The 13,185-nt window shown below is 39.8% G+C and carries 11 protein-coding genes; 7 read left to right on the plus strand and 4 right to left on the minus strand.

What is annotated here, in order from left to right:
- The coding region (locus ACT3QP_RS12580; RefSeq protein ID WP_444525731.1) for a 5'-nucleotidase at positions 1-868 on the plus strand (868 nt) is incomplete at its 5' end.
- A 38-nt stretch (positions 869-906) separates the two neighbouring features.
- Positions 907-1,515, plus strand: coding sequence for a rhomboid family intramembrane serine protease (locus ACT3QP_RS12585; RefSeq protein ID WP_444525732.1), 609 nt, complete (start codon positions 907-909; stop codon positions 1,513-1,515).
- A 113-nt stretch (positions 1,516-1,628) separates the two neighbouring features.
- On the opposite strand, the gene ACT3QP_RS12590 is transcribed toward ACT3QP_RS12585, so the two are convergent.
- The 3 genes from ACT3QP_RS12590 to ACT3QP_RS12600 form a co-directional block, all read right to left on the minus strand.
- Positions 1,629-2,174 carry a hypothetical protein gene (locus ACT3QP_RS12590; protein ID WP_444525733.1) on the minus strand — a complete coding sequence of 182 codons (546 nt, stop codon included), beginning with the start codon at positions 2,172-2,174 and terminating at the stop codon, positions 1,629-1,631.
- Between the two features lie 157 nt (positions 2,175-2,331).
- Entirely contained in the window at positions 2,332-4,200 is a 1,869-nt protein-coding gene (locus ACT3QP_RS12595) for a sodium:solute symporter family protein (protein WP_444525734.1), read from the minus strand.
- 3 nt (positions 4,201-4,203) lie between these two features.
- Entirely contained in the window at positions 4,204-4,464 is a 261-nt protein-coding gene (locus tag ACT3QP_RS12600; protein ID WP_192520031.1) for a DUF4212 domain-containing protein, read from the minus strand.
- 831 nt (positions 4,465-5,295) lie between these two features.
- Between ACT3QP_RS12600 and ACT3QP_RS12605 the strand changes: the two genes are divergently transcribed.
- Positions 5,296-6,792, plus strand: coding sequence for an alanine/glycine:cation symporter family protein (locus tag ACT3QP_RS12605; RefSeq protein WP_444525735.1), 1,497 nt, complete (start codon positions 5,296-5,298; stop codon positions 6,790-6,792).
- Positions 6,793-6,900: 108 nt separating this feature from the next.
- Here the strand turns inward: ACT3QP_RS12605 and ACT3QP_RS12610 are convergent, their stop codons facing one another.
- Positions 6,901-8,538, minus strand: coding sequence for an electron transfer flavoprotein-ubiquinone oxidoreductase (locus ACT3QP_RS12610; RefSeq protein ID WP_444525739.1), 1,638 nt, complete (start codon positions 8,536-8,538; stop codon positions 6,901-6,903).
- 639 nt (positions 8,539-9,177) lie between these two features.
- Here ACT3QP_RS12610 and ACT3QP_RS12615 point away from each other — a divergent pair.
- From ACT3QP_RS12615 to ACT3QP_RS12630, 4 genes are all read left to right on the plus strand, one after another.
- On the plus strand, positions 9,178-9,906 hold the full coding sequence (locus ACT3QP_RS12615) for a DUF1285 domain-containing protein (protein WP_444525736.1): 729 nt from the start codon (positions 9,178-9,180) through the stop codon (positions 9,904-9,906).
- 355 nt (positions 9,907-10,261) lie between these two features.
- Positions 10,262-11,128, plus strand: coding sequence for a glutamate racemase (gene murI / locus ACT3QP_RS12620; protein ID WP_444525740.1), 867 nt, complete (start codon positions 10,262-10,264; stop codon positions 11,126-11,128).
- 504 nt (positions 11,129-11,632) lie between these two features.
- Positions 11,633-12,628 carry a DUF4062 domain-containing protein gene (locus tag ACT3QP_RS12625; RefSeq protein ID WP_444525737.1) on the plus strand — a complete coding sequence of 332 codons (996 nt, stop codon included), beginning with the start codon at positions 11,633-11,635 and terminating at the stop codon, positions 12,626-12,628.
- A gap of 180 nt (positions 12,629-12,808) precedes the next feature.
- Positions 12,809-13,108 (plus strand): hypothetical protein, encoded by a 300-nt coding sequence (locus ACT3QP_RS12630; protein WP_444525738.1) that lies wholly within the window; start codon positions 12,809-12,811, stop codon positions 13,106-13,108.
- The last annotated feature ends 77 nt before the right edge of the window (positions 13,109-13,185 follow it).

The raw sequence follows: 13,185 nt of genomic DNA on the forward strand, positions 1-13,185 counted from the left end.
TTTGATTCAAGCTTTATTGAACCTTAATAAATATTGCAATGACTGTTTAGATAAAGATAAAGAAATCGATGCACCATTAGTTGAGGTTGTCATTATTTCAAAGAGTAGTCCTGATACAGGTATTCAGGTACTTAATGCAATTCTTGAAAAAGGTCTTAATATTTCACGATCTGCATTTGTTTCAGGTAGCCCTGTGGCTCCTTATATTAAAGATTTTAATGTTGATCTGTTTCTCACTACTAATCGTGATGATGCACAGCAAGTTGCTGATGCCAATATTTGTGCTTGTGCAATACTTGATGCGACACCTGTTAATACTTATGAGCTAGATACTCAGCAGTTGCGTATTGCTTTTGATGGTGATGCAGTGCTGTTTGATGATTCAGGAGAGTTGCTTTATAAGCAAAAAGGTTTACGTGCTTTTCATGCTCGTGAAGCACAAATGCGTGATTTACCCATTGAGAAAGGGCCTTATGCTGAATTATTGATTAAGCTCTCAAATCTACAAGAGCGTCTGCCGGCATCTCTTAAATACTCTCCGATAAAAATAGCACTAGTAACTGCTCGTAATGCACCTGCTGATTTGCGTGCTATTAAAACGTTACGAGAGTGGGGTGTGAATGTTGATATGGCATTTTTCTTAGGTGGATTGGAGAAAACTGCCGTACTAAGAACATTTGCTCCACATATCTTTTTTGATGACTCAATCAAACATATTGATGCGGCGCGTAATTTTATTCCTACTGCTTTGGTGCCTTACCATTCAAACTCATTGCTACATGGAAGAAATTATGTGGCTGTGGATAAAGATACTACGTCATTGTCGTTTGAGCCGATAGATAGATCGTTATTTGCTGTGAGTAATTAGGATATATCTAAAACGGTTAAGTGAAAGGGTAATATCATATGAATTGGAAGCAATTACTTACTTTGATTGTAGTACGAATAAAGCAAATTATTGGTTTATATGCTTTTGTATTGATACCAATGTGGGGTATGTTCTTTCTAAATGAAACAGCTTTATTTGGGATGTGGAATATTTTTGGTATTGTACCTCGTACTCTCGATATGGGTAGTATGATAGGTGTTTTTGCTTCATGGACAATGCATGGTAACTTTCCGCATTTATTAGGTAATACAATAACATTACTACAAATTTTATTTTTATTTGGATTGTTTGAAAAAAATGCGTATCGCACCATCATCAAATTGATTAGTGCATCTGGTTTAGTGACTTGGGTTATTGGTTCGCCTTCTTCCATTCATATTGGTGCATCAGGGTTATGTTTCGCCATGCTTGGTTACATGATAGGCGGCGCTGTATTTGCGCGACGTTGGGGTTATCTAGTAGCTTGTATCGTTATGGGCACTGGCTACTGGTTGACTATCAAACAAGGATTGATGCCGCAACAAGGTATCTCATTTGCGGCACATTTTGGTGGCTTATGTGCAGGATTGTTGTTGGGGGCTAATTCTAAACACACTTATAAAGCGGTCCCACACCACAATAGCTAATAAAAGTAAAACTGATGCAAAAAGAGGATGATTTTTTAGATTGATTAACCTACAAAACTATCCTCTTTCAGTATATGGCTTCGTTATTTAGGAGGTCGATATATGTAAAATAATTAACCTTTATTGGTGCAAATTTTAATAAATAGCGGATCATTTGTCGCCAAATCGCGCCATGCAGTAGTCTGTTCAACATGCTCCTCAATTGTAAGCGTGCTACCTTTTTCTGGTAGCATATAATCTGCTCGTGCAGGACGACTACAGTCAATTACCTGCTCAATCTTTTGTACACTTCTACGTCTTTCAAACAAATATAAATTAACCAAGTATATGTTTGAGTTATCTATTTGCACACTGGCATTATCAGTATCAGCTGCTATAAAGCGTAATATCTGTGGTTTGGCATAAGACCATGGGCGAAACCATTCGGTGCTTTCTGCAGTTTTTACCACTTCTACTCCCTTTGGTAACTTAGCCACTTGCTGACTATACCAGTTGTACTCTTGGTGTATTTGAAACGCAAACATACCAATAGCAGCAAACAGGGGTACAAGCCATCTCGGTGTACGTTTGCCTGCCAGTTTGCTGAGATGAGTTATGATTAGTGCTAGTCCAGCCATACCAAATGCGGCAGCTATGGTAGCGATAAACTCGAAAAGCATAAAATATTCCTTAATGCGTTAGGTATGTCTAATTTAAACTATTGAGTAAATTAAAAATATAAGAATGATAATACATGTAAGGCAAAAAAATCACCCACAAGCAGCTACTGCCTGTGAGTGATATATAGTAACAGAAGATATATCATGATTCGTCAGATCAGTGGTCGACTGCACCACCAGCACCGCGTGGTGAACGAACACTCTCAACCAGTTCTTGGATATGTAATGGTGGTGCTTTCGTTGCATAAGAAACTATGAATGCAACAATAAAGTTAAGTAATGCACCAACTGCACCAAATGATAATGGTGAAATACCAAATAACCAGTACTCTGCGGTATCAGGAAGGTTTGCTGTGCCGCTAATAAAGAACCAGCCTTTGAAGACAAAGATATAAAGCAAGATACTGATGAGACCAGTCAACATACCAGCAATAGCACCGAGATTGTTGATACGTTTAGAGAAAATACCCATCATCAATGCCGGGAAGAGTGAGGCACCAGCGATACCAAATGCCAATGCAACTACCTGTGCGGCAAATCCTGGTGGATTCATGCCTAGGTATGTAGCAACTACAATAGCAACCCCCATAGTGATACGTGCGACCTTTAGCTCTCCTTTGTCAGTAATATTTGGATTGAGATTTCGTTTAATCAAATCATGACTGATGGCCGAAGAAATAGCGAGTAATAGACCAGCAGCTGTAGAGAGTGCTGCTGCCAAACCACCAGCGGCAATAAGACCAATAACCCAAGGTGGAAGCTGAGCAATTTCTGGATTCGCCAATACGAGAATATCAGCGTTAACATCTAACTCATTACCAGCCCAACCTGCGTCAGCAAAGCGACCATCAACTTCTAAATCATGGGCGGCGCGGGCTGTTTCCACAGCGGCAGTTGCAGCGCTTACATCACCACCTTCAGTTTGTGCATTTGCTAATGCAATCTCGGCTGCGCCAAGACCACTGTCGTTATACATTTGGATACGACCATCATTATTTAGGTCGTTATACTTAATAAGACCTGTATCTTCCCATGTCTTCATCCAGTCTGGACGCTGATCATAGTTGAGAGCAGGTTCTTCAACACCTTGTGGATAGATAGTGTCAATTAGGTTCAAACGTGCCATGGCACCTACTGCAGGTGCAGTGAAATATAGCAATGAAATAAATACTAGCGTCCAACCAGCTGTCCAACGGGCATCAGCCACTTTAGGCACTGTGAAGAAGCGGATAATAACGTGTGGTAAACCTGCTGTACCAATCATGAGTGATAACGTAAATAACACCATGTTAAGTTTATTAGGAACGTCAGCAGTATAAGCGGTAAAACCTAAGTCAGTAACAACTTGGTCAAGTTTGGTTAAGATAGGAACGCCTGCTTCTACATGATTGGAAAACAAGCCTAACCCTGGAATTGGGTTACCTGTTAATTCCAGTGAAATAAAGACGGCTGGAATGGTATAAGCAATCATAAGAACCACATACTGCGCAACCTGCGTGTAAGTAATCCCTTTCATGCCACCGAGTACTGCATAGAAAAACACAACAATCGCTGCAATAATAAGACCAGTATCATTTTCAACTTCTAAGAATCGTGAAAATGCAACACCTGCTCCTGTCATCTGACCGATCACATAAGTGGTAGAGGCAATGATCAAACAGACCACAGCAATCATAGCAGCGGTCTTAGAATAAAAACGATCACCAATAAAGTCAGGAACCGTAAATTTACCAAATTTGCGTAAGTACGGTGCTAGTAGCATGGCTAGTAAAACATAACCACCTGTCCAGCCCATTAAATAAGTCGATGCACCATAGCCACCAGCAGCAAGTAGACCGGCCATAGAAATAAATGATGCGGCACTCATCCAGTCAGCTGCTGTTGCCATACCGTTGACTACAGGATGAACACCACCTCCTGCAACATAAAATTCACTTGTTGTTCCTGCACGAGCCCAAATCGCAATACCGAAGTAAAGAGCGAAGGATAGACCCACAAAAATAATATTAATTAGATACTGACTCATGATCTATTCCTCGTCTACGCCGTATTGTTTGTCCAACTTATTCATACGCCAAGCGTAGAAAAAAATTAAGACAATAAAAATACCAATGGAACCCTGTTGAGCGAACCAAAAGCCTAAATCGGTACCACCGATTTTGATGCCAGCTAAGAGAGGACGTAAAAGAATCGCAAAGCCATAAGAACATAATGCCCAAACGACTAGACTACCTAAAATGAGACGAACATTGGCGCGCCAATATCCAGATGGATCGTTGTGGTTTTCCATAGGACAACTCCTTTTGTCTTACCTAAAATGTTATTGTCGGTCTAATTTTGCTGAAACATATTGGTTTGATATGTATCGATTGCTACGATACTGTGTCTATCATAACCAACACATATAGCAAATTTTCTTTGATAGCTTGCCATCCATAGTGGTTAAGCAGTATCAAAAGGATACTAACAACATAAAAAACAGCTACGTACTGTGTGCAACAGTAGAGATATAATGCGTAACAATCTATTTCTTTATTAAGAGTAAATAGTTAGGTATGGCATCAAATATATTATTTAAAAATATAATGTATAAAGAGCTGGACTTATCGAGGAAGAGAGAGAGGTAAGACGATCCATTGTCTGTTTTACAATCTTGTCTTCCTGACAAGTGTCTTAACATTCTTAATGCACTTAAAATGCCACGCTATTAAGCAACTACTAGCTTAACATAAATATTAGTAAGGTCTTTTGCATATACTAAATAAAAGTAAAGGCAAAAATCAAGCTTACGTTTAGTTGTTTATATAATACCTAGTGCTAGTGCCTCACGCGATAATACTAAGAATTATAAAACAATAGTCTAATAAGTGCTGCTAAATTGTTACTCAATACATTCTATAGTATATCAAGTGTAAAGAACATTTATTTAATAAATGCTCTTTTTAGATATATAACCAAATTTAATAATTGTTAGTACTTCAATGTCTATATCATGCACGTGATATTTTGATATCGAATTTTCTGTGCATGATGGTTTAAGTGGCCTAAGGTTTGAATTGGCCAAATATAATATCAATACAAATTTTCAGTAAAGTCTATAAAGTGTTAATGAGGAGCCCGTATGAACGACGGAATAGCAGGTTGGTTTAATAGCATTGTAAACTATGGTGTCAGCATTATTTGGGGCAACAATGATTGGTTGATTGCTAATAACCCTTGGTATGGATTATTGATGTTCGTACTGATTGGCGCAGGTCTTTATTTTACCGTTGTTACACGTTTTATTCAGTTTCGCCATTTTGGTCATATGTGGAAACTATTGCGTGTCTCTAATCAAGGACGCAAAAATGGTGGTATTAGCTCATTTGAAGCGCTGATGACCTCACTGGCAGCTCGCGTCGGCACAGGTAATTTGGCAGGGGTTGCAATTGCGATTTATCTCGGTGGCCCAGGTGCTGTGTTTTGGATGTGGATGACGGCGATCGTTGGTATGTCGACCAGTTTTATTGAATCCACGTTAGCGCAAGCGTACAAAGTACCGCATCATGACAATGTTTATCGTGGTGGACCTGCTTACTATATTGAAAAAGGTTTGGGTAAGCGCTGGTTAGCAATCTTCTTCTCGTTATGTTTGCTAGTGGCCTTTGGTTTGGCATTTAATGGTGTACAGTCAAATACCATTGCACAGGCGACCAATGAAGCGTTTGGTATTCCAACATGGATGACGGGCTTAGTGTTGGTAGTATTAGTTGCGCCAGTAGTGTTTGGTGGTTTGCGCTCAGTTGCTCGTATTGCTGGGAAGATCGTCCCAGTTATGGCTATTTTATATATTTTATTGGCGTTATTCATCATTGTTACTAACTTCAGTCAATTTCCAGCGGCTATTGTGTTGATTGTAAAATCAGCATTTGGTTTTGAACAAGCAGCGGGAGGGGTAATAGGTTACGGTATCGCTCAGGCAATGATTAATGGTATCAAGCGTGGCTTATTTTCTAACGAAGCAGGTATGGGTTCAGCACCCAACGCTGCAGCTACTGCAAAGAGTCATCCTGACCATCCAGCGGTACAAGGGTTTATGCAAATGCTAGGTGTTTTTATGGATACGCTCGTCATTTGTACAGCAACGGCATCAATCATCATATTGTCTGGTGTGGTCGACCCTAGTGTTGAGCAAGAAGGTATTCAGCTAACTCAGTTGGCACTATCACAGTATGTGGGTGATTTGGGTGTGGTATTCGTAGCGATTGCTATTTTCTTTTTCTCATTCACCTCTATCATTGCGAACTATAGCTATGGTGAGTCGAATCTAGAGTTCATTTCTGGTACTAAAAACGCCAAAGCGATGATTATGGTTTTCCGCTTTATGGTATTAGGTATGGTGTTTATTGGTGCTATTGCCAGTCTGCCCGCTATTTGGAACTTTGCTGACTTGTCGATGGGACTGATGGCTTTGGTTAACTTGATGGCAATCTTACTGCTATCTCCAGTGGCACTTAGAATACTGCGTGACTATGAGCGTCAAGTGAAAGCAGGCAAAACTGGTGATCAAATCAAATTTAATCCCGATGATTTTGTGAAGCTTAAAGATGAAGCTCATCGTGATGCATGGACAGATTGATTTTGATTGTCAAATTGGATATATAAAGACAAAAACCGCCCTTCATGTATGAAGGGCGGTTTTTTATTGGTGTGTTGTGTCAGTATCTTGAACTAGAACTATCCTAGATTACATGTTTGGATAGTTAGGACCACCGCCACCTTCTGGCGTTACCCATGTAATATTTTGTGATGGGTCTTTAATATCACAAGTTTTACAATGTACACAGTTTTGAGCATTGATGACAAACTTCGCACCCTCTGCATCTTTAACCACTTCGTAAACACCTGCTGGGCAATATAAACGCGCAGGTTCAGCATATAATGGCAAATTAATGGATACAGGCACGGTTTGATCTGTCAGTTTTAGATGCGTTGGTTGGTCTTCAGCGTGATTGGTATTAGAAATAAATACTGATGACAGCTTGTCAAATACCAGTTTGCCATCAGGCTTTAAGTAAGTCGGCTGATAAGCATGGTTGGCTCGCTCTAGTTGGTCATAATCTGGGATGTTATCATGTAGGGTAAACGGCATTTTACCCTTAAATAAGTTGTGCTCAATGAACGTAAACGCACCACCCATAAACAGACCCATGCGATGAATCGCAGGCGAGAAGTTACGTGATTCATAGTTATCTTCATATAACCACGATTCTTTATACATAGTGGTATAAGCAACAACTTCATCATGCTGACGGTCAGCTTGTAGTGCTTCAAAAATTGCTTCGGCTGCGAGCATACCTGACTTCATCGAAGTATGGGTGCCTTTGATTTTTGCAGGGTTCAAGAATCCAGCATCGTCACCAACCAACACGCCACCTGGGAAGGTGAATTTCGGTAATGAGTTGAGACCACCTTTGGTTAAAGCGCGCGCGCCGTAAGAGATGCGTTTACCACCTTCTAATACACTTTTGATGACTGGATGCGTTTTTAAGCGTTGCATCTCATCAAATGGTGACATGTATGGGTTGTGGTAAGACAGGTCAGCGACGAGACCAAAGCTTACTTGGTTGTTTTCATCAAAGTACAACCACCAACCACCAGTAGAACCAGTTTCTGTTAATGGCCAGCCAAGACCGTGCATGACCACGCCTTGCTCGTGCTTTTCAGGTGCAACATCCCACAACTCTTTTAAGCCAATACCATAATGTTGAGGATCTGAGTCTTTATCAAGATCAAAGCGGCTGATTAAGCGTTTGCCTAGGTGACCACGGCAGCCTTCGGCAAAGATAGTATATTTAGCAAGAAGCTCATAACCTGGCTCAAAGCTAGGTTTGGCTTCACCATTGGCAGCCACACCCATATCACCCGTCAAGACGCCTCGTACTGAGCCATCATCGTTATATAAAATATCGTCTGCAGGGAAGCCTGGGAACATCATGACTTCTAGCTCTTCTGCTTGGGCGGCTAACCAGCGAACCACATTACCCAGTGACACGATATAGTTGCCGTCATTGTGCATCGGCCCTGGAATTAGAGAGTCAGGTACTTTAGTAGAGCGTGTGGCTGAGTTTAAGTAATAGAAGCGATCTTCGGTCGCAGGCACGTTAAGCGGTGCGCCTTTTTCTTTCCAGTCTGGTATGAGTTCATCTAAAGCACGTGTTTCTATTACTGCACCAGATAAAGTATGTGCACCGAATTCAGAGCCCTTTTCGACGACACAAACCATAAATTCATCATTACCCGCTGCAATAGCCAGTTGGCGTAGACGGATGGCAGCAGATAGACCAGCAGGTCCACCACCGACGATGATGACATCAAATTCCATTGATTCACGTTCAATCTCAGGCTCGGCTACCACAGGTTCTACTATTGGCTCTGGTGCTTTGTCGATAGTGGCGGCTTCGATAGGCTTGTTTTCTACGGCAAACTCTTCAGCTAACACTTCTTCTGTCGCAACTTCTGGCTCTGTTTTGTCTAGATTTGTCGCTACTGTTTTATCAGTATTAACAGTTTCACCATCAATAACTGGATTTTGATTGTTTGGCTCTTGCATACCTACTCCTAAACTTTTAGTGGCTTATCTCAGGGCATCATTAGCTTAATAACTGAATAATAGAGTTGCAGTGCTAACGTTGCTTAGATATATGGCTGCCCGATAAAACTGTCTTTGCGGCATCAATTAATGACGTTGTTGTTGAGTCTGATTTATTTAAAGATATCAACACATAACGTAAAATTTATTATTAACACAACAGCTACTTGAACGTTTCAATAAAAATAAAAAATCGTTACTTATTATAAAAGAAAAGTCTCATAAACACGATACGCATTTATGAGTATAGGTGTTAAGGTAATACTGAGTTAATAAGGAAATTATAACGACAAGGTTTCATCATACCTGAAACAAAAATTTATAGTAATAACAGTTTTGCCAAACTTTGAATGTTAGGTAAAGGATTATATAATGAATTATGATAATAAAAGGGCTATTAGCAATCATGAAAATAAGGTGGAAGCCCCAAATGACGTGTCATCCAATCTAAGTGATATTGATACACTTAGCCAGTATTTAAAGTCTACTGCAGGGTCACGTAAGGGTCGCGCAATACCACCACTAGAGAACTGGAATCCTAACAATGTGGCTGATATGGATCTGGTCATAAAGGCAAATGGTGAGTGGTGGCATGAAGGTGGTAAAATGACTAGAGAGTCATTAGTCAGCCTGTTTGCGACTATATTATGGAAAGAACAAAATGAAGGTGTCACTGAGTACTTTTTGAAGACGCCTGTGCAAAAAATCCGCATTCAAGTTGAAGATGCACCACTATTAATTAATGATGTCGGAATCGTCCATGAGAATAATGAAAGTTGGTTAGAATTTACGACAACGACAGGTGATGTGGTGCGTTTAGATGATGAGCACCCAATCACATTAAAGGCGTATAATACTAAAGATAGTAGTACGATTGACTATGCAATAGCTGATACAGATGTGAATAGTCATCAGGAAGCAGTCATTGAACCGCAAGTGCGTCCTTATATGCTTGTTAGAAATGGTTTGACTGCGCTGATTGGTCGTAATACGTTTTATCATCTTGCAGAGATTGGTGAATTAATAGAGCGAAATGGTGAGACAATATTAATTTTACAAAGTGGTAGCAAGTCTTATCAGCTATCGATGCCTACCAGTTAACGACACTCATTTATAGTGAGGTATTTAGTAGCTAGGGTATGCACTGGTCTTATCAGCATTTTTTAAAATGACGAAATGCTTTATAAAGTTGTGTTAAATAAATAGGTTGTGTTAAATAATAAATAGATAGCAACTTGATAGCAATTTAATAACTATATAATATTTAACTCAGTATTTGACTGAAGAAACAGTACAAAGATAATGATATGTGTATAAAAATGGCAGTACAGTAACGATGGATATTACGGCAAGTAATGTCACGAATGCATTCAAGATGCGCTCAGATACCTTCATTGGTAAGGATTTTGGGGAAGTGGGTGATGCTGCTATAAACAAAGCTAGTATTAGTAAAGCTATGAATAGTAAAACTCGTAGCTCGCCAATAGGATTGTTTGATTCTGGCGTCGGTGGGTTATCTATTTATTTGCATCTCGCGCAGCAGCTCCCCAATGAGCATTATGTTTATTATGCTGATACGCTAAATGTACCTTATGGCAATCGTGATAGTGCAGATATTGAAGCGTTAACCCTGAATGCATTAGAGTGGTTGTATCAACAAGGTTGCAAGCTTATCGTCATTGCTTGTAATAGCGCTTCAGCCTATGCACTGGAAACCGCAAGGCGTCACTACCCTCAGCTACCCATTGTCGGTTTAGTACCTGCCTTAAAACCAGCTGTAGCTGCTAGTAAGAGCAGCCGTGTCGCAGTGTTGGCGACCAAGGCGACTTTGAATGGCACATTGCTTAATGATGTCATTAACAATTTTGCTAAACCTAATAATACAGTGGTTACTAAGTATTTTGATCCACGATTAGTGCCTTGGGTAGAGGCTGGTATGCCAGAGCAGGACGAGACGGCGTTCAGTTTGCGCCAGCAGCTACAATTATTTGCCAACGAAGGTATTGATCAGTTAGTGCTAGGCTGTACCCATTATCCATTTTTTAAAGCGTTTTTATTGAATGAGATTGCATCGCAGCAACTATCAATGCAGGTAGTGGATTCTGGGCAAGCAATCGCTGAGCGAGTTAGGCAGCTATTGGCTACCAACCAATTATCAGCGTTGACTAAGAACGAGTCAAATAGTTCAGGAGATGCTGAAGACCTAGATACGAATCTTAGGCTACCATTGGTTTTTTATGCTACTAAATACAATGATAAACTGGGAGCCTTAATCACGCGTTTACTGGGTAAGGACGCAGTGTTGCAATATTATGCTAACTAGCACTATGGCTAAGGCATGACGTCAGTTTGCTCAATAGCCAACTACTTGACGCCATTTGGCCAGATTTAGTCATTTTTAATACATGTAGATGACTATCGATTGAATTGAAGACACGTCCTAGTATGATCAAAATAAATTAAGACCCGCTTTATAAGATTGTGCTAGGCTGTGCAAAATAATATATTTGTATTTTTTATATTAGGGTCTGTTGAATATTCATATGTGGTGCTAGCGGTAACTGTTTTTTAGACAATATGCAGTGAGGTTTTTGATGCCTAGTCATTCTAGGTTAAAGAATTTTGCCATGCATTAGTAGGAAGTAGTATCGTCCCGAAAGGCTAATGCTAAATTACCCCAAACATTGTTGAAAACATAGCTAAAGTCTCGACATTACCATCAGACTTTATATAATTCGGCACAGTTTTAGCGATCAGCAGCCCTAATATTTTAATATTCGATAGATCTTACATTCTTTTATGTCATGACCTGATTTTAGAGGTAATTGTGCCAAACCGTCGCTACCATATTCATATCATATGCGCTGACAACGATCAATTGTTGCTCTTGGATAGCTTAGCGATATTTTTTCAGCCATTTGCGTTCTTGACTTATGATGTATCGAGCCAGTTGCCAAAGGCTCCACTATATGGTCGACAGTGTATTGATGATTGCGATTACGCATTAATGATCATCGGAGATAGTTACGGCTCGGTGCAAAGAACGGGCGTTAGTCAAATGCATTTAAGCTATCTAAGTGCTAAGGCAAAAATCAAACCCTTGCTAGTTTTAATCAAAAACCATCAGCAAGATGCGACTATTAGTCGTCAATTACAAGAATTTATTAAATCGGTGATTAGGCAAGACAATCAAATATCTTATTATGATACCGAAGATGATATCGAAAAACTACTGGAAGCAACTTATGAGCATATCCTGACCAACGATGAGGTGACTGGTGGCTGGGTGAAGGATAAAGAGAAGGTTTTTACTGTTACTAGGCAAGAAGTCGTTGAGCGATTTTCGGATCTATTGTCTACCAATAAGCCCATAAAAAAAGAGACTTTTGTAAACGATGGACTTGTCACTGATGGTGTTAGCCCAGTGATTGTACTGACAGATTTTTTTGATATTCAGTATAGTGCACAAGCTTACGAAGGTGGCAATTTAACAGACATTAATAGACCGATGTCATTAACATGGCAAGAGATATTAATTACATTAGGGAAAATTTCAGAGACTTTTTCTAGCTATGGTCTACAAAATGCTATTAATCGTTTGATAACATCAAAAGCAGAAGAAGATGTCAAGCGGGATATGCCCAATGTTCATGCTGTTTCGCGTTGTCAAATATCTCAAGACGATTTAAATAATTTGCAGCGTCAGCTAGTGAGTGCAAATTGGATAGGGCTTACAACTTATGGTACTCGCGTTTCACAAGAGCTGTGGAAGTTGACGAGTTATGCAAAAAACTTATTGGATGACTCGAATGTTAAATTGTAGTAGTTAGAGTGTTTGCAACTATAAATACGTTTTGTAATACAAAGAATACGAGTCAATGGTTGTGAATTTATCCAAGACTGGTGATAATAAGATTGGTTAGATGCTAATATTAAAACTACAAGTATTAAAACTACAAGTGTATAGAGCATACATCAATATTGATCAGTTAAGGAGCACGCAATGAGTAATTCTAAAAGTGATGAATTAAAAAAAGAGTTGGATGGCCTAGAAAAAACGATGCACGATGCCGACCAGTTTCATACATTAGAAGAGCAAGTAGCGGATATGAAACGCCGAGGTATTGATCCAAGCCAAGCTTATAAAGATTTGGATAGTAAAGCGGAAGGCGAGGACTGGGGTGACGCCACTTGGAAAGAGAATGGTAAGTGGGAATCCAAAACAGCTTCTGACCTAGATGATAAGGCCCGTGAAAACTGGGATGGTGATAATGGAAAGCCCACACCTCCACCAATCGTTTAAATGATGCTATAAATTACATATATACAAAAGGCCGCGTTAGGATTAACGCGGCCTTTTTCTTCTGATTTAAGTTACTG

The sequence above is a fragment of the Psychrobacter sp. AOP7-B1-24 genome (assembly GCF_052376215.1).
Lineage (GTDB): Bacteria > Pseudomonadota > Gammaproteobacteria > Pseudomonadales > Moraxellaceae > Psychrobacter.